This is a genomic window from Pseudomonas sp. AC229 (assembly GCF_979254655.1).
The window spans coordinates 340,718-357,303 of sequence record NZ_CEEDHK010000001.1 but is presented as its reverse complement, the minus strand read 5'-3'; the positions used below and the strand labels follow the sequence as shown (position 1 = coordinate 357,303).

Annotated in this window: 17 protein-coding genes and 1 other RNA gene; 14 read left to right on the top strand and 4 right to left on the bottom strand. The window is 60.3% G+C overall.

Annotated features, from left to right (window positions below):
* Window positions 1-224 precede the first annotated feature (224 nt).
* From petA to AC0IW7_RS01560, 5 genes are all read left to right on the top strand, one after another.
* A complete protein-coding gene (gene petA, locus AC0IW7_RS01580; protein WP_122494293.1) occupies window positions 225-818 on the top strand; it encodes a ubiquinol-cytochrome c reductase iron-sulfur subunit in 594 nt (197 codons plus the stop codon).
* Window positions 818-2,029: a cytochrome b gene (locus tag AC0IW7_RS01575; RefSeq protein ID WP_122494291.1), complete on the top strand. Its 1,212-nt coding sequence runs from the start codon at window positions 818-820 to the stop codon at window positions 2,027-2,029. The genes petA and AC0IW7_RS01575 overlap by 1 nt, the downstream gene beginning before the upstream one ends.
* Window positions 2,029-2,811 (top strand): cytochrome c1, encoded by a 783-nt coding sequence (locus AC0IW7_RS01570; protein ID WP_122494290.1) that lies wholly within the window; start codon window positions 2,029-2,031, stop codon window positions 2,809-2,811. Before AC0IW7_RS01575 ends, AC0IW7_RS01570 begins: the two co-directional genes overlap by 1 nt.
* 92 nt (window positions 2,812-2,903) lie before the next feature.
* Window positions 2,904-3,521, top strand: coding sequence for a glutathione S-transferase N-terminal domain-containing protein (locus tag AC0IW7_RS01565; RefSeq protein ID WP_122452440.1), 618 nt, complete (start codon window positions 2,904-2,906; stop codon window positions 3,519-3,521).
* A 17-nt stretch (window positions 3,522-3,538) separates the two neighbouring features.
* Window positions 3,539-3,952, top strand: a complete 414-nt coding sequence (locus AC0IW7_RS01560) for a ClpXP protease specificity-enhancing factor (protein ID WP_122494287.1) — start codon at window positions 3,539-3,541, stop codon at window positions 3,950-3,952.
* 87 nt (window positions 3,953-4,039) lie between these two features.
* Here the strand turns inward: AC0IW7_RS01560 and AC0IW7_RS01555 are convergent, their stop codons facing one another.
* The 4 genes from AC0IW7_RS01555 to AC0IW7_RS01540 form a co-directional block, all read right to left on the bottom strand.
* On the bottom strand, window positions 4,040-4,570 hold the full coding sequence (locus AC0IW7_RS01555; protein ID WP_122494286.1) for a BON domain-containing protein: 531 nt from the start codon (window positions 4,568-4,570) through the stop codon (window positions 4,040-4,042).
* Window positions 4,567-5,160, bottom strand: coding sequence for a phosphoheptose isomerase (locus AC0IW7_RS01550; protein ID WP_122452443.1), 594 nt, complete (start codon window positions 5,158-5,160; stop codon window positions 4,567-4,569). Before AC0IW7_RS01550 ends, AC0IW7_RS01555 begins: the two co-directional genes overlap by 4 nt.
* 185 nt (window positions 5,161-5,345) lie before the next feature.
* A complete protein-coding gene (locus AC0IW7_RS01545) occupies window positions 5,346-5,717 on the bottom strand; it encodes a YraN family protein (protein ID WP_122494284.1) in 372 nt (123 codons plus the stop codon).
* Window positions 5,718-7,529: a penicillin-binding protein activator gene (locus AC0IW7_RS01540; protein WP_471815603.1), complete on the bottom strand. Its 1,812-nt coding sequence runs from the start codon at window positions 7,527-7,529 to the stop codon at window positions 5,718-5,720.
* Window positions 7,530-7,663: 134 nt separating this feature from the next.
* Between AC0IW7_RS01540 and rsmI the strand changes: the two genes are divergently transcribed.
* The 9 genes from rsmI to mraY all read left to right on the top strand — a co-directional run bounded on the left by rsmI (window position 7,664) and on the right by mraY (window position 16,582).
* Window positions 7,664-8,527: a 16S rRNA (cytidine(1402)-2'-O)-methyltransferase gene (gene rsmI, locus AC0IW7_RS01535; RefSeq protein WP_122494282.1), complete on the top strand. Its 864-nt coding sequence runs from the start codon at window positions 7,664-7,666 to the stop codon at window positions 8,525-8,527.
* A gap of 49 nt (window positions 8,528-8,576) precedes the next feature.
* An RNA gene (gene rnpB / locus AC0IW7_RS01530) (RNase P RNA component class A) lies at window positions 8,577-8,934 on the top strand.
* Between the two features lie 313 nt (window positions 8,935-9,247).
* On the top strand, window positions 9,248-9,703 hold the full coding sequence (gene mraZ, locus AC0IW7_RS01525) for a division/cell wall cluster transcriptional repressor MraZ (protein ID WP_122452446.1): 456 nt from the start codon (window positions 9,248-9,250) through the stop codon (window positions 9,701-9,703).
* The gene (gene rsmH / locus AC0IW7_RS01520; RefSeq protein ID WP_471815464.1) at window positions 9,700-10,653 is read left to right on the top strand and encodes a 16S rRNA (cytosine(1402)-N(4))-methyltransferase RsmH; all 954 of its coding nucleotides are present in this window, start codon (window positions 9,700-9,702) and stop codon (window positions 10,651-10,653) included. The genes mraZ and rsmH overlap by 4 nt, the downstream gene beginning before the upstream one ends.
* The gene (gene ftsL, locus AC0IW7_RS01515) at window positions 10,650-10,943 is read left to right on the top strand and encodes a cell division protein FtsL (RefSeq protein ID WP_122494278.1); all 294 of its coding nucleotides are present in this window, start codon (window positions 10,650-10,652) and stop codon (window positions 10,941-10,943) included. The genes rsmH and ftsL overlap by 4 nt, the downstream gene beginning before the upstream one ends.
* Entirely contained in the window at window positions 10,940-12,676 is a 1,737-nt protein-coding gene (locus AC0IW7_RS01510; protein WP_463383705.1) for a peptidoglycan D,D-transpeptidase FtsI family protein, read from the top strand. The genes ftsL and AC0IW7_RS01510 overlap by 4 nt, the downstream gene beginning before the upstream one ends.
* Entirely contained in the window at window positions 12,676-14,139 is a 1,464-nt protein-coding gene (locus tag AC0IW7_RS01505; protein WP_471815463.1) for a UDP-N-acetylmuramoyl-L-alanyl-D-glutamate--2,6-diaminopimelate ligase, read from the top strand. Before AC0IW7_RS01510 ends, AC0IW7_RS01505 begins: the two co-directional genes overlap by 1 nt.
* On the top strand, window positions 14,132-15,499 hold the full coding sequence (locus AC0IW7_RS01500) for a UDP-N-acetylmuramoyl-tripeptide--D-alanyl-D-alanine ligase (RefSeq protein WP_471815462.1): 1,368 nt from the start codon (window positions 14,132-14,134) through the stop codon (window positions 15,497-15,499). The genes AC0IW7_RS01505 and AC0IW7_RS01500 overlap by 8 nt, the downstream gene beginning before the upstream one ends.
* Window positions 15,500-16,582 carry a phospho-N-acetylmuramoyl-pentapeptide-transferase gene (gene mraY, locus AC0IW7_RS01495; protein WP_122494271.1) on the top strand — a complete coding sequence of 361 codons (1,083 nt, stop codon included), beginning with the start codon at window positions 15,500-15,502 and terminating at the stop codon, window positions 16,580-16,582.
* Window positions 16,583-16,586 lie beyond the last annotated feature (4 nt).

Here is a 16,586-nt window from a genome sequence, read left to right as displayed (position 1 = left end):
TCCCAAAGGAACTGGGCGTTTTTTATGGGCGAGAGTATTAATTGCGACAACTTGCCGCACCGGTAAATGCCACGTGCGGCAAGGCTTTCAGCCATTTTGTATCCAGTAATTGCCTTGTCAGAAATGGGGCTTTTCTTTACCATTTGGCAAATTTTTTGCGCGGCTTGAATTTTACTTAGTAGATGCCTGAATAACAGGCCACAAAGCTGATGGGAGACGACTGAATGAGCAATGACGGCGTGAATGCAGGCCGGCGTCGCTTCCTTGTAGCAGCCACTTCGGTGGTCGGTGCTGCAGGAGCGGTGGGTGCTGCGGTCCCGTTCGTGGGGTCATGGTTCCCGAGTGCCAAGGCCAAGGCCGCTGGTGCTGCGGTGAAGGTGAATGTCAGCAAAGTCGAGCCAGGTCAGCAGATGATTGCTGAGTGGCGCGGCCAGCCGGTATTCATCGTTCGCCGTACAGATGAAATTCTGGGCAACCTGACCAAGATCCACGATCGGATGTCTGACCCGGAGTCGAAAGCTTCCGTGCAGCCCACCTATGTCGACCCGACTGTGCGTTCGATCCGCCCGGAGATTCTGGTGCTGGTCGGTATTTGCACCCACCTGGGTTGCTCGCCATCGTTCCGTCCTGAAGTGGCTCCGGCTGACCTCGGCGCTGAATGGGTCGGTGGCTACTTTTGCCCATGCCACGGTTCGCGCTACGACCTCGCAGGTCGTGTCTATAAATCGCAACCAGCCCCGTTGAATCTGCCAGTGCCGCCTCACTCTTACGAGTCTGACGACGTCATTGTCATCGGTGTGGACCAGGAGAAAGCCTGATGAGCAAATTCATGGAGTGGGTAGATGCGCGCTTTCCCGCCACAAAAATGTGGGAAGACCATCTCAGCAAGTATTACGCACCGAAGAACTTCAACTTCTTCTACTTCTTTGGCTCGCTGGCTCTGCTGGTTCTGGTTAACCAGATCCTGACCGGTGTCTGGCTGACCATGAGCTACACCCCGTCCGCCGAAGAGGCTTTTGCCTCCGTTGAATACATCATGCGTGATGTGGAATACGGCTGGATCATTCGTCTGATGCACTCCACCGGCGCTTCGGCGTTCTTCATCGTGGTTTATCTGCATATGTTCCGTGGCTTGCTTTACGGTTCGTATCAGAAGCCGCGTGAACTGGTTTGGGTGTTCGGTATGTTGATCTACCTGGCGCTGATGGCTGAAGCGTTCATGGGCTATCTCCTGCCGTGGGGTCAGATGTCGTACTGGGGCGCCCAGGTAATCATCTCGCTGTTCGGTGCGATTCCGGTGATCGGCGATGACCTGACTCAGTGGATCCGTGGTGACTACCTCATCTCTGGCATCACCCTGAACCGCTTCTTTGCGCTACACGTTATTGCCTTGCCGATCGTGATTCTGGGCCTGGTCGTGCTGCACATTCTGGCACTGCACGAAGTCGGTTCGAACAACCCGCAAGGCGTGGATATCAAGAAGTTCAAAGACGAAAACGGCGTACCGTTGGACGGCATCGCCTTCCACCCGTACTACACCGTGAAAGATATCGTCGGCGTGGTGGTGTTCCTGTTCATCTTCTGTTCGATCATCTTCTTCTTCCCGGAAATGGGCGGATATTTCCTTGAGAAGCCGAACTTCGAAGTAGCGAACTCGTTCAAGACGCCAGAACACATTGCTCCGGTTTGGTACTTCACACCGTTCTACGCAATTCTGCGTGCGGTACCGGATAAGTTGCTCGGCGTAATCGCCATGGGTGCTGCAATTGCTGTTCTGTTCGTACTCCCATGGCTTGACCGTAGCCCGGTTAAGTCGATGAAGTACAAAGGCTGGATGAGCAAAATCTGGCTGGCGGTGTTCTGCGTTTCCTTCGTGATTCTGGGCGTGTTGGGCGTATTGGCCCCGACCGACGAGCGCACGTTGCTGTCGCGTATCTGCACCTTCTTGTACTTCGCATACTTCATCCTCATGCCGTTCTACACCAAGCTTGAGAAGACCAAACCGGTTCCGGAAAGGGTGACTGGCTGATGAAAAAGCTATTTGCTGCACTAGTTTTCGCTGTTCTGCCGGCCATCGCGTTCGCCAACACTGGCCATGGCCCTGAGTTGGATTCGGTTGATATTGACCTGACCGACAAAGCCGCCATGCAAGACGGCGCGCGTACCTTCGCCAACTACTGCATGGGCTGCCACAGCGCCAAGTTTCAGCGTTACGAGCGCGTTGCCGATGACCTCGGCATCCCGCATGACCTGATGCTTAGCAACCTAGTTTTCACCGGTGCAAAAATCGGCGACCTGATGAAAAACAGTATGTCGCCGGTTGATGCCAAGAAGTGGTTCGGTGCGGCTCCGCCCGACCTGACCCTGGTGGCTCGTGTTCGTGGCAACGATTGGCTCTACAGCTATCTGCGCAACTTCTACGAAGACCCAGCGCGCCCTTGGGGTGTGAACAACAAGGTATTCCCGAACGTGGGCATGCCTAACGTGTTGGTCGGTCTGCAAGGTCGTCAGGTTGTAGGCTGCAAGCAAGTACAAGTGGTTGAGGACGGTAAAAAGCAGTACGACCCACTCACCGGTACTCCGCTGACCCACGAAGCCTGTGACCAGCTCACCATCGTGCCGAAGACCGGCAAGTTGAACGAAGCTGAGTTCGACGAGAAGATCAAAAATCTTGTGACCTTCCTCGCCTACTCGGCAAATCCAGTGAAGCTTAAAAGCGAGCGCATCGGTACTTACGTGCTGCTGTACTTGGCCTTCTTCTTTGTGTTCGCGTATCTGCTGAAGCGTGAATACTGGAAGGATGTGCACTAAGTAACTGGTATTCTCCGCTGTCGACTTGCGCGCCCAATTGGGCGCGCACGTTTTTCTGCTTCAGATAACTTTAACAAGCGAGGAGGATCGCCATGGGCGTGACCAACCGGTTGGCCTGCTACTCCGACCCCGCCGATCACTATTCCCATCGCGTACGTATCGTGCTCGCCGAGAAAGGTGTTAGCGCGGAAATCATCAACGTCGAACCCGGGCGTACACCGCCCAAGCTGGTTGAGGTCAATCCTTACGCCAGTCTGCCGACCTTGGTGGACCGTGATTTGGCGTTGTACGAGTCAACGGTCGTGATGGAATATCTTGACGAGCGTTACCCACATCCACCGCTCCTGCCGGTTTACCCGGTGGCTCGCGCCAATAGCCGTTTGCTGATGCACCGTATTCAGCGCGACTGGTGCGTATTGGTGGACCAGATACTTGATCCGCGCAGCAAAGAGCCGGCGCGCGTTCAGGCCCGCAAAGAACTGCGCGAGAGCCTGACCGGCGTATCGCCATTGTTTGCCGACAAGGCTTATTTCCTCAGTGACGAGTTGAGTTTGGTAGATTGTTGCCTCTTGCCGATCCTGTGGCGGTTGCCGATATTAGGCATCGAACTGCCCAAACCGGCGAAACCGCTGCTCGATTACATGGAGCGCCAGTTCGCCCGTGAGGCCTTCCAAATCAGCCTGTCGGGTGTAGAGCGCGATATGCGCTGAAGCTGAAGGAGCTTTTGATGAACTCCAGTCGTCCGTATCTGATTCGCGCTTTATACGAGTGGATCGTCGATAACGATTGCACACCGCATCTGTTGGTAAACGCGGAATACCCGAACGTGCAAGTACCGCAAGGTTTTGCCAATGACGGTCAGATTGTCTTGAATGTATCGCCTAGCGCCGTTCGCCATTTGCACATGGATAACGAGGCGGTGAGCTTCGAAGGGCGTTTCGGTGGCATCGCGCATACCTTGTTCATTCCGGCCTCCGCCGTGTTGGCCATTTACGCGCGGGAAAACGGCCAGGGCATGGTTTTCGATCTGGAGTCGCCGGTGGCTGACGAAGAGCCAGACGATGATCCGGATGACGACGGCCCATCAGGTTCCGAGCCACCGCGTCCAAGCGGCCGGCCGAGCTTGAAGGTGGTCAAGTAAAGCGTCGGCGGGTTTCGCGCAACATGAAACCCGACCCAATAAAAAAGGCGATCCGAAGATCGCCTTTTTTATTGCCTGCGAATCGACTTAGTCGACGTACTCGAACAGCTTCACGATCTTCTGAACGCCCGATACGCCTTGGACCAGGTTGGTCGCCAGTTGCGCTTGCTGACGGCTTACCACGCCAAGCATGTAGACGATGCCGTTCTCGGTGATCACCTTGATCTGCGAACTCGACACGCTGCTGTCGGCGAGCATTTCGGTTTTGATTTTGGTGGTTAGTAGCGCGTCATTGCTGCGCGCCAGCGCCGAGGAGGGCGCGGTCACTTGCAGTTCGTTGTAAACCTTGCGCACGCCCTGTACGGAGCGAGCAGCTTGCTCGGCAGAGGCTTTCAAGTCCGCACGTGGTGTTTGCCCTGCCAGCAGCACGATGCCGTTGTAGCTGGTAACAATGATGTGCGAGCCGTTGGCCAAATCAGGGCTGGCCTGTTTGATTTTCTGCTCGACGTTCGACGGGATGAATTGGTCATCGATCTTGTTGCCGAACGAACGGCTGCCACACCCGGAAAGCACCAGGGTGATGGCAAGAGCGGCAAGGATTAATGGCGAACGGGTCATTCTTCACTCCCAAACAGTTGGCTATCAATCAGGTCGCACAGGCAGTGGATGGCCAGCAAATGGACTTCCTGAATGCGTGCGGTAACTTTCGATGGAACACGGATTTCCACGTCTTCTGGCAGCAGCAGCGAGGCCATGCCGCCGCCGTCGCGGCCGGTGAGGGCGACGACGATCATCTCGCGGTCGTGAGCGGCCTGGATGGCCTGGATGACGTTGGCGGAGTTGCCGCTGGTGGAGATGGCCAGCAGTACGTCGCCAGGCTGGCCTAGGGCGCGGATCTGCTTGGAAAACACTTCGTTGTAGCTGTAATCGTTGGCGATCGAAGTAATGGTCGAGCTGTCAGTAGTCAGCGCGATGGCTGGCAAGCTTGGACGTTCACGTTCGAAGCGGTTGAGCAGTTCGGAGGAAAAGTGCTGCGCATCGCCGGCAGAGCCGCCGTTGCCGCAGGTGAGAATTTTGCCTTCGTTGAGCAGGGCTTGAACCATGACCAGACTGCCGTGCTCGATGTAAGGAATCAGCACCTCCATGGCTTGCTGTTTGGTTTCGATACTGGCTTGAAACAGCTGGCGGATACGGGCTTGCATGTCCATCGGAATGACCTTCAGTGTGGCTGCTGATCAGGTGGGCCAGGGTAATGCTGGCGCCTGCCTGTTACAGGTAAAAATCGCTCGGCGCCGCAGTCGCTGCTGGCTGTGCCGAAACCAGGTTCGGTCTTGCACTAACTTGCTGCCGCACAGCGTACTGCCGGCAATCGATTGTGTTGGTTCAGGCTGATTCAGGTGTCAAACGCGTTGCGAATCCAATTCAGGCGGCTCGCCTGGGTGTCGGCCGTATTGATGGCTACGACATCGAAACGGCACGGATGTTTGGCCCAGCGAGGTTGCTGCTGAAGAAAGCTGCTGGCGGCGATTATCAGCTTCTGCTGCTTGCGGCCATCAACGCTCTCAACGGCGCCACCCCAGGCGCTATGCCGGCGGGCGCGAACTTCGACGAATACTACTGTATCGCCGTCCAGCATGACCAGATCGAGCTCGCCGCCCTTACAGCGCCAGTTCTTGCTTAGCAGCTTCAAGCCGTGCCGGCGCAGGTGCTCGAACGCCTCTGCTTCGCCTTCACGGCCTGCTGTTTGCGTGCTGGCAGCGATCAATCAGAAGCCGCTATCGGGCAGGCGCTGTACGGTGCCGTCGCGGAACTCGGCCCATGGCAACTGGCGCTCAACGCGCTGGCTGGCGGTGAGGCTCAGGCTGCCGGACAAGCCGTCGACGCGGCTTTGCGGCAATGCCTTGAGCTCGGCTAGGCGCGGTGCCAGGCGATACGCGTCCACGCCCATGGCGTACAGGCGGCCGAGGCTGCCCGCGGCCTGGGGCCATTGGCCGCTGACTTGCTGGCGCAGTGGGTCATTGGCGTTGAGCAGCCACGGCGTTTCGCAGAAGCGGATGCCGTTCAAATCCTGATACTGCGCCGGATTGCTGCCGCCGGTGAAGAGGTGAGAGGTGGCGTACACCGGCACATCGCCAGCGTACTGGAAGGCCAGCGTCGGCTTGATCTGTTGGGCTTGCTGGGGCGTTGCGGCGAGGAAGATGAAGTCGATGTCCTGGCGGCGTGCAGGTTGTGCGGCCACTTGGGTGCCCAGCACGCTCTGCAGACGCTTGGCGCGGGCTTCACTCTGGCGCAGTTGGAACAGGTCGGCAATTTGCTGAGCCAGTTCCACCGGTTGGTCCACGTGCTCGGCAGCGATCAGACTGCCACCCTTGGCTTGCCAGCTTTGACGGAAGGCGTCCAGTACGCGGTCGCCCCATTCACCGCGAGGCACCAGAGCTACGGCGCGACGCATGCCGTCATCCCAGGCGCGGCGGGACACTTCGCGCGCTTCGTCTTCAGCCGCCAGGCCGAACTGGAACAACTGCGGCGGGCCTTCGCGGCCGACGTCGCTGTAGTTAAGGGCCAGGGTGGTGATCGGCAACTGCTCGCGATCGCTCAATTGCTTAACCAGGTTCTTTTCCAGCGGGCCGACTACAAGCTGCACGCCCGCTCCCTGCGCCTGGCGGTAGAACTCGTCCATCGAGGCCAGACGCGAGCTGTCGTACAGCTCAATGCTCGGCGGATTCTGGCCTGCTTGCTGGGCCTGGAAATGTGCGGCCATAAAACCGTCGCGCAGGGCGCGGGCCACCGAGGCCAACTGGCCGTCTTGCGGCAACAGCAGAGCGATTTTGGTCAGCGGCTGGCTGGCCAATTCTTTGAGTTTGGTCAGCGGAGCGGGCAACTGTTCGGCGGCTGGATGCTGCGGATTTTGTTGGCGCCACGCATCGATTGCCGCTTGTTGCTGCTGCAGCGTGCCGGCGGTTTTGACCGCATTTGCCAGTTGCAGCCAGCCGGCGAGATCGGCATCGCCGCCGCCTTGCAGTTGATCAGCAGGCAACGAAGACACCAGCGCCCAGATGCGCTCGTGGTTTTCGACGGCTGGGTTGCCGCTCAACAGCGGCGCGATAAAAACACGCTCGCGGGCGGCAGCGAGGGGTTGACCATCAGCTTCCAGCGCTTGCGCGCGCACGAGTTGAGTACGCACTTGCTGTTCAACGGGCAGTTCGGCCAAGCGTTGCATGCCGGGCTGATCAAGCGCTGCCAGGGCGTTTTTCGGTTTGCCGCGGGCCAGGGCGAGTTCGGCGCTCAGCGTGGCGGCAAACACTTGCTGGGCAGGTTTGAGCGTTGCGATGGGAACCTGATCGAGAATTTGCGCGGCACGGCCAACATCCTTCTGTTGATAGGCCTGATCGGCGGCGGCCAATCGCAGCGACGCCGCTTCTTCCGGCTTGGCTTCGGCAGCCTGCTGCAGCAATTGCTCAATGCTGGCCTGTGGCGTGCGTGGCAATTCGCCAAGGGTGGAGGACGGCGAGCTTGAGCAAGCGGCCAAGAGAGCGGCAAGGCTGATAGCGAGGAGCGGGCGCAGGCCGGCGGTCAGGCGGTTGATCATGTAGACGTTCCTGGTACTTGATCGAAGAGGGCGGATTGTACCCAAGGGGCACCCCAGGCGCGATGTCGATGCTGTGAATCGGGCTACAATGCGCGCTTTCCGAGATTTAAGAGGTGTGCGTTGTGACCACTCAGGGTGCTTTGAATTCCACCGCCGGTACCCTCTATGTGGTCGCCACACCCATCGGCAACCTAGACGATATCAGCGCTCGGGCGCTGAAGATTCTGCGCGACGTTGCGCTGATTGCCGCTGAAGACACGCGTCATTCCATGCGCCTGATGCAACATTTCGGCATTCCTACACCGCTGGCGGCCTGCCATGAGCACAACGAGCGTGATGAAGGCAGTCGTTTTCTGTCGCGCCTGCAGGCGGGTGATGACGTAGCGCTGATTTCTGACGCGGGTACGCCGCTGATTTCCGATCCCGGCTACCACCTGGTGCGACAAGTGCGCGCCGCTGGCATAAAAGTGGTGCCGGTGCCGGGGCCTTGCGCGCTGATCGCTGCGCTGTCGGCTGCCGGTTTGCCGTCTGATCGATTTATCTTCGAGGGCTTCTTGCCCGCGAAAGCGGTCGGCCGCCGCGCGCGGTTGGAAGCTGTAAAAGAAGAGCCGCGCACGCTGATTTTTTACGAGGCGCCGCACCGTATTCTCGAATGCCTGGAAGACATGGAGCTGGTGTTCGGCGGCGAGCGCGTGGCCTTGTTGGCGCGTGAGCTGACCAAGACATTTGAGACATTGAATGGCCTGCCGCTTGCTGAGTTGCGCGCCTGGGTGGCGGGCGACAGCAACCAGCAGCGCGGTGAATGCGTGGTGTTGGTGGCCGGCTGGCAGGCGCCGGAAGGCGAGGAAGCGGTGAGCGCCGACACCCTGCGCGTGCTCGATTTATTGCTCAAGGAAATGCCGCTCAAACGCGCGGCTGCCGTGGCGGCTGAGATCACTGGGGTGCGCAAGAACCTGCTCTATCAGGTGGCCCTGGAGCGGCAATAAAGGATTTCGGCTTGTTCTAACAGGAGGCTGCCGCTACCCTAGGCGGCGGAGAGTCGATTGGACAGTCGCTGCCTCGTTTCGTTCACGCGAGCGGGGGGGAGGAAAGTCCGGGCTCCATAGGGCGGAGTGCCAGGTAACACCTGGGAGGCGCGAGCCTACGGAAAGTGCCACAGAAAATAACCGCCTAAGCACTTCGGTGCCGGTAAGGGTGAAAAGGTGCGGTAAGAGCGCACCGCGCGTCTGGTAACAGTTCGTGGCTAGGCAAACCCCACTCGGAGCAAGACCAAATAGGGTTCCATGGCGTGGCCCGCGTCGGAACCGGGTAGGTTGCTAAAGGCGTCCAGTGATGGCCGTCGTAGAGGAATGACTGTCCTCGACAGAACCCGGCTTACAGATCGACTCTCCACCTCCTTCCGCTGTTTCGTTTTACCTCCCGTCGCTGCATTTCTAAATCCGAAAAAATCTAACTCTTAAGAAGTTACTTTAACTTCGAAGCGCAGCTCGTTGAGTGTGCTCGCGTACATCCTCCAAAACACCCCTAAAACCGCCTTTCATCGCCCTCAAAAGCTCGCTAAATCACCGTCCCATAAGGATTTTTCCCTTCAAGCGCGCCTTGACGGTGGGGTAGCTGCGTTCCTATAGTGTGCCGAAGTGGTACAAAGTGGTACGAAGTGGGTTTTTTAGGCATGGAAAGCTAGTAAAAAAAGGGGAAGCGCTGTCGTGTTTCGCGGAGCTAACGCAATCAGTCTCGACGCCAAAGGGCGCCTCGCGATGCCAAGTCGGTATCGGGACGAGATCGTGTCGCGTTCGGCTGGCCAGCTCATCGTTACCATCGACGCCATTGACCCCTGCCTCTGTGTCTACCCGCTGCCTGAGTGGGAAATCATCGAAACCAAACTCCGTGAGCTGCCATCGCTGCGTGAAGAAAGCCGTCGCCTGCAGCGTTTGCTGATCGGTAACGCGGTGGATATCGAGCTCGACAGCGCCGGCCGCTTCCTGGTGCCGCCGCGTTTGCGCGAGTACGCCAAGCTCGACAAGCACGCGATGCTGGTGGGGCAACTGAACAAATTCCAACTGTGGGACGAAAACGCCTGGAACGCGCTTGCTGATGCGGACCTGGCAGCCATTAAACAGCCGGGCGGTCTGCCGGACGAATTGCGTGATCTGATCCTGTGACAACCCCAACTAGCAGCGGCTTTCGCCACATCACCGTATTGCTCGACGAAGCCGTAGAGGCTCTCGCCGTGCGCGCGGACGGCTGCTATGTGGACGGCACGTTTGGCCGGGGCGGGCACAGTCGGCTGATCTTGCAAAAGCTCGGGCCAGGCGGTCGGCTCCTCGGATTTGATAAAGACCCTCTGGCGATTGCGACCGGAGAAGCGCTGGCGGCCGAAGACGGCCGCTTTGTCGTTGTGCAGCGCAGTTTTGCCGAGCTCGGCGAAGCGGTTGCCGAGCGGGGCGATGCGGGCAAAGTGTCCGGCATTCTGCTCGATCTCGGTGTGTCGTCGCCGCAGCTGGATGACGCCGAGCGTGGCTTCAGCTTTATGAACGACGGCCCGCTCGACATGCGCATGGACCCTACCCGTGGCATCAGCGCCGCGCAGTTTATTGCCACTGCGGCCGAAGAAGAAATTGCCCGCGTCTTTAAAGAGTATGGCGAAGAGCGTTTCGCCAAGCGCATGGCGCGCGCCGTGGTCCAGCGCCGCGAGGTGCAGCCGTTTGAGCGCACCGGCGATCTGGCCGAAGTATTAAAAGTAGCGAACCCAGCGTGGGAGAAGGGCAAGAACCCGGCAACTCGTGCCTTCCAGGGTTTGCGCATCCACGTGAACAACGAGCTGGGCGATCTGGAACGTGGCCTGCAAGCGGCCATGGACGTGCTCGAAGTGGGCGGTCGTCTGGTAGTGATCAGCTTCCACTCGCTGGAAGACCGCATCGTCAAACTGTTTATGCGCCGTCTGGAAAAAGGCGAGGCGGACAAACTCCCGCGCAACCTGCCCGTGCGCGTCGAGCGTTTCGAGCCGAAAATTCGCACCATCGGCAAGGCTCAGTTCCCCTCCGACGCTGAGCAATCGGCCAACCCGCGCTCGCGCAGTGCGGTGATGCGTGTTGCGGAGAAGTTGCGTTGAGCCGCTCCTTCGCCAAGCCGCTCCCGGCCGGCAGCACTGTGCTGCTGCTTCTCTTTATAGCCGTGTTGGTCTCGGCAATCGCCGTGGCCTATAGCGCGCACTGGAACCGCCAGTTGCTCAACTCGCTGTATGGCGAACTCAGCGTGCGCGACAAAGCGCAGGCCGAATGGGGTCGCCTGATTCTCGAACAAAGCACTTGGACCGCCCACAGCCGCATCGAAACCCTCGCCAGTGAACAGCTGAAAATGCGCATTCCTGAGCCAGCTGAAGTTCGGATGGTGGCGAAATGATGAAGCTCGAAGGCGCCCTCTATCCGTGGCGGTTCCGCGTGGTTCTGGGCCTGCTCGGAATCATGGTCGCGGCCATCTGCTGGCGCATCATCGATCTGCAAGTGCTCGACCACGCTTTCCTGCAAGGCCAGGGCGATGCCCGTAGCGTGCGTCACGTACCGATTCCTGCGCACCGTGGCCTGATTACCGACCGTAACGGCGAGCCGTTGGCCGTGAGTACACCGGTCACTACCCTGTGGGCCAACGGTAAAGAACTGCAAGCCGGCAAAGACCGCTGGCCAGCGTTGGCTGCCGCGCTGGGGCAAGAGCCAAAAGCCTTTGCCGCCCGGCTGGAGGACAACGCCGGGCGCGAATTTATGTACCTGGTGCGGGGCCTGACCCCGGAGCAGGGCCAGTCCGTGCTCGACCTCAAAGTGCCAGGCGTCTACTCCATCGAGGAGTTTCGTCGTTTCTACCCGGCCGGCGAAGTGACCGCGCACGTGGTGGGCTTTACCGACATCGACGACCACGGCCGCGAAGGCGTGGAGCTTGCGTTCGACCAATGGCTGTCGGGCGTACCCGGCAAGCGCGAAGTGTTGAAAGACCGTCGCGGTCGCCTGATCAAAGACGTGCAAGTGACCCGCAACGCCAAGGCTGGTAAGGCGCTGGCGCTGTCCATCGACCTGCGTCTGCAGTACCTGGCCCACCGCGAACTGCGCAATGTGGTTACCGAGTTCGGCGCCAAGGGTGCGAGCCTGGTAATGCTCGACGTGAAAACCGGCGAAGTGCTGGCCATGGTCAACCAGCCGACATACAACCCCAACAACCGCCGCAACCTGCAGCCGGCGATGATGCGCAACCGCGCGATGATCGACGTGTTTGAGCCAGGTTCCACCGTTAAGCCGTTCTCCATGAGTGCTGCGCTGGAAAGCGGGCGCTGGAAGCCGACCGATACGGTTGACGTGTACCCCGGCACCCTGCAGATCGGCAAATACACCATCCGCGACGTTTCCAAAAACGAAGGCGTGCTCGACCTCACCGGCATCCTCATCAAGTCCAGTAACGTCGGCATCAGCAAGATCGCTTTCGATATCGGCGCCGAGCCGATTTACAACGTCATGCAGCAAGTCGGCCTCGGTCAGGACACTGGCTTGGGCTTCCCCGGCGAGCGCGTCGGCAACCTGCCCAACCACCGCATCTGGCCGAAAGCTGAAACCGCGACCCTGGCCTACGGCTACGGCCTGTCGGTGACGGCCGTTCAACTCGCCCATGCCTATGCGGTGCTCGCCAACAATGGCCGCAGCATTCCCATGACCATGACCCGCGTCGATGGCCGTACTCAGGACGGCGTGCAGGTCATTCCGGAAGACACCGCGAAAACCATCCAGGGCATGCTCCAGCAAGTGGTCGAAGCGCCAAGTGGCGTGTTCCGCGCCAAGGTGCCGGCGTATCACGTGGGCGGCAAGTCGGGTACCGCGCGTAAAGCCACCGTCGGCACCAAGGGCTACACCCAGAACGCCTACCGCTCGCTGTTCGCCGGCTTCGCGCCGATCAGCAACCCGCGCATCGCCATGGTGGTAGTCGTGGACGAGCCAAGCACCGGCGCCTACTTCGGCGGCCTGATCTCGGCGCCGGTATTCGGCAAGGTCATGGCCGGCGCCCTGCGCCTGATGAACATTGCCCCAGACAACCTGACCCCGGCTGACGTTGCGCCCGCCGTGGCGCTCTCTATTCCTCGGGAGTTAGCGCGCTAATGCCAATGCCACTGAACCAATTGCTGCCACAAGCCGAGAGCTCGGTGCTGATCCGCGAACTGACGCTGGACAGCCGCAAAGTGCGCCCCGGCGACTTGTTCCTGGCCGTGCCCGGCGGTCAGCAAGATGGCCGCGTGCACATCAGCGATGCGATTGCCCGTGGCGCTGCCGCCGTTGCCTATGAAGCCGAAGGCGCGCCTGTTATCGACGCCCAGGGCGCAGAGCTGGTGGCGTTGAAGAATCTGGCCGGTCAGTTGTCCGCCATCGCCGGCCGCTTCTACGGCGAGCCGAGCCGTGGCCTGCACCTGGTCGGCGTTACCGGCACCAACGGCAAAACCAGCATCAGCCAATTGGTGGCCCAGGCCCTGGATCACTTCGGTGAGCGCTGCGGCATCGTCGGTACCCTGGGCACCGGTTTCCACAATGAACTGGAGCAAGGCCGCCACACCACGCCAGACCCCATCGGCGTGCAAGCGGTGTTGGCCAACCTGAAACAAGCCGGCGCTCGCGCAGTGGCTATGGAAGTGTCGTCGCACGGTCTGGACCAAGGCCGCGTCGCGGCACTGGCATTCGACGTGGCGGTGTTCACCAACCTGTCGCGCGACCATCTGGACTACCACGGTTCCATGCAGGCCTACGGCGAAGCCAAAGCCAAACTGTTCCGCTGGCCGAGCCTGCGTTGCCGCGTGCTGAATATTGATGACGAGTTTGGCCGCCAACTGGCCGCCGAGCACCACGACTCGCGCCTGATTACTTACAGCCTCGAAGACCGCAACGCCTACCTGTACTGCAGCGAAGCGCTGTTCGACGACCACGGCGTGCGCGCCAAGCTCGTCACGCCCAAAGGCGAGGGCAGCCTGCGTTCGTCGTTGCTGGGCCGCTTCAACCTGAGCAACCTGCTCGGCGTGGTCGGCGCGCTGCTGGGGCTGGATTACCCGCTGGACGAAATTCTGAAAGTGCTGCCGAAACTGGAAGGCCCGGCTGGCCGTATGCAGCGCCTGGGCGGCGGCACCCAGCCGCTGGTGGTGGTCGACTACGCCCACACGCCAGACGCGCTGGATAAAGTACTGACCGCCCTGCGCCCACACGCCACCGGCAAACTGCTGTGCCTGTTCGGCTGTGGCGGTGACCGTGATCGCGGCAAACGTCCGCTGATGGCCGAAGTGGTTGAGCGCCTTGCCGATGGCGTGATGGTGACCGACGACAACCCGCGCACCGAATCGCCCGAGCAGATTTTCGCCGACATCCGCGCCGGTCTCACCGCGCCGGAGAAAGCCCAGTTTGTATACGGTCGCGGCCAGGCCATCGCGCAACTGATCGCCAGTGCCGATGCCGCCGATGTGATCGTGCTGGCCGGAAAAGGCCACGAGGATTACCAGGAAATCAACGGCGAGCGCCAACCGTTCTCCGACCTGCACCAAGCCACCACGGCCCTGGCCGCCTGGGAGGCCGCTCATGCTTAAAGCCTTGCGGTTGAGCGAAGTGGTCAACGCCCTCAATGGTTGCTTGGTCGGCGCCGACGCCACGTTTAGCGCGGTGAGCACTGACAGCCGTGCGATCAAGCCGGGGCAGCTGTTTGTCGCCCTGACTGGCCCACGTTTCGACGGCCACAGCTATTTGCAGGAGGTCACGCAGAAAGGCGCGGTCGCTGCGCTGGTCGAGCGTGAAACCGTTGGCGTCAGCATTCCGCAATTGGTAGTAGCCGACACTCGCCACGCGCTGGGCCAACTCGCCGCGCTCAATCGTCAGGCCTACACCGGCCCCCTGGCTGCCATCACCGGCTCCAGCGGCAAAACGACGGTCAAGGAAATGCTCGCCAGCATTCTGCGCGCCGGCATCGACGGCGCCGTGCTGGCGACCCGTGGCAACCTGAATAACGACCTCGGTGTGCCGTTGACCCTGCTTGAGCTGGGCGCAGAACACAAAGGCGCCGTTATCGAACTGGGCGCCAATCGCGTCGGCGAAATCGCTTACACCGTGGCGTTGGCCAAGCCGCACGTAGCCGTGCTGAACAACGCCGGCACCGCCCACATCGGCGAGTTCGGCGGCGCCGACAAAATTGTCGAAGCCAAAGGCGAAATCATCGACGGCCTGAGCGCCAGCGGCACCGCTGTGCTCAACCTCGACGACAAAGCCTTTAGCATCTGGAAAGCCCGTGCCGGCGAGCGCAAGGTGCTGACCTTCGCCCTGAACAACAGCGCCGCCGACTTCTACGCCAGCGACCTCGGCCGCGATGCCCGTGGTTGCCCGTTCTTCACCCTGAATAGCGCGCAAGGCAGTGCCAAGGTGCAGATCAATCTGCTTGGCACCCATAACATCGCCAATGCGTTGGCGTCAGCTGCAGCCGCCGCTGCGCTTGGCCTGCCGTTGGTCAGTATCGTTGCCGGGCTGGAAAATGTGCAGCCGGTCAAAGGCCGCGCGGTAGCGCAGTTGGCGACTAATGGCGCGCGCGTGATCGACGACACCTACAACGCCAACCCGACTTCCATGTGTGCCGCCGTTGATATACTCGCGGCCTTTTCCGGCCGGACGGTTCTGGTTTTGGGCGATATCGGCGAGCTGGGCGAGTGGGCTGAACAAGGCCACCGCGATGTCGGCGCTTACGCCGCCGGGAAAGTCGATGCTCTTTATGCCGTCGGCCCGAACATGGCCCACGCCGTGGCCGCTTTCGGCGCCAATGGCCGGCACTTTGCCGATCAGGCCAGCCTGATCGCCGCCGTCAGTGCCGAGCCAGGCAACACCACCATTCTAATTAAAGGATCGCGCAGCGCAGCGATGGAAAACGTCGTTGCGGCTTTGTGCGGCACCCAGGGGAGTCATTAAATGCTGCTGCTGTTGGCCGAGTATCTGCAACAGTTCTACAAGGGCTTCGCGGTCTTTCAATACCTGACCCTGCGCGGGATTCTGGGTGTGTTGACCGCGTTGTCGCTGTCGCTGTGGCTGGGCCCCTGGATGATCCGCACCCTGCAGATTCGTCAAATCGGTCAGGCCGTGCGCAACGATGGTCCGCAATCGCACCTGTCCAAATCCGGTACGCCGACCATGGGTGGCGCGCTGATTCTGTCGGCCATCGCCATCAGCACCTTGCTCTGGGCTGATCTGACCAACCGCTACGTGTGGGTGGTGCTGATCGTGACCCTGCTGTTCGGCGGCATCGGCTGGGTGGACGACTACCGCAAAGTCATCGAGAAAAACTCGAAAGGCCTGCCGAGCCGCTGGAAGTATTTCTGGCAATCGGTGTTTGGCCTGGGCGCCGCCGTGTTCCTTTATATGACTGCGCCGAGCGCGGTTGAAACCACGCTGATCGTGCCGATGCTCAAAGACGTCAGCATCGCCCTCGGTGTGGGCTTCGTGGTGCTGACCTACTTCGTGATCGTCGGCTCTAGCAACGCAGTGAACCTGACTGACGGCCTCGACGGTCTGGCGATCATGCCCACCGTAATGGTCGGCGGCGCGCTGGGCATTTTTTGCTACCTGTCGGGCAACATCAAATTCGCTGACTACCTGCTGATTCCTTACGTACCGGGCGCGGGCGAGCTGATCGTGTTTTGTTCGGCGCTGGTGGGGGCGGGCCTGGGTTTCCTCTGGTTCAACACCTACCCGGCCCAAGTATTCATGGGCGACGTCGGCGCGCTGGCGCTCGGCGCTGCGCTGGGCACCATCGCCGTGATCGTGCGCCAGGAAATCGTGCTGTTCATCATGGGCGGCGTGTTCGTGATGGAAACCCTGTCGGTGGTGATTCAGGTGGCTTCGTTCAAGCTCACCGGCAAGCGCGTGTTCCGCATGGCGCCGATCCATCACCACTTTGAACTCAAAGGCTGGCCTGAGCCGCGCGTGATCGTGCGCTTCTGGATCATCACCGTAATTCTGGTGCTGGTCGGCCTCGCCACTCTGAAACTGCGTTAAGGAC

Coding starts and splice junctions, on each gene's coding strand:
- mraY (WP_122494271.1), top strand. CDS start 15,500: ATGCTGCTGCTGTTGGCCGAGTATCTGCAACAGTTCTACAAGGGCTTC.
- AC0IW7_RS01570 (WP_122494290.1), top strand. CDS start 2,029: ATGAAAAAGCTATTTGCTGCACTAGTTTTCGCTGTTCTGCCGGCCATC.
- AC0IW7_RS01505 (WP_471815463.1), top strand. CDS start 12,676: ATGCCAATGCCACTGAACCAATTGCTGCCACAAGCCGAGAGCTCGGTG.
- AC0IW7_RS01575 (WP_122494291.1), top strand. CDS start 818: ATGAGCAAATTCATGGAGTGGGTAGATGCGCGCTTTCCCGCCACAAAA.
- AC0IW7_RS01560 (WP_122494287.1), top strand. CDS start 3,539: ATGAACTCCAGTCGTCCGTATCTGATTCGCGCTTTATACGAGTGGATC.
- AC0IW7_RS01565 (WP_122452440.1), top strand. CDS start 2,904: ATGGGCGTGACCAACCGGTTGGCCTGCTACTCCGACCCCGCCGATCAC.
- AC0IW7_RS01500 (WP_471815462.1), top strand. CDS start 14,132: ATGCTTAAAGCCTTGCGGTTGAGCGAAGTGGTCAACGCCCTCAATGGT.
- AC0IW7_RS01550 (WP_122452443.1), bottom strand. CDS start 5,160: ATGGACATGCAAGCCCGTATCCGCCAGCTGTTTCAAGCCAGTATCGAA.
- petA (WP_122494293.1), top strand. CDS start 225: ATGAGCAATGACGGCGTGAATGCAGGCCGGCGTCGCTTCCTTGTAGCA.
- AC0IW7_RS01510 (WP_463383705.1), top strand. CDS start 10,940: ATGATGAAGCTCGAAGGCGCCCTCTATCCGTGGCGGTTCCGCGTGGTT.
- AC0IW7_RS01555 (WP_122494286.1), bottom strand. CDS start 4,570: ATGACCCGTTCGCCATTAATCCTTGCCGCTCTTGCCATCACCCTGGTG.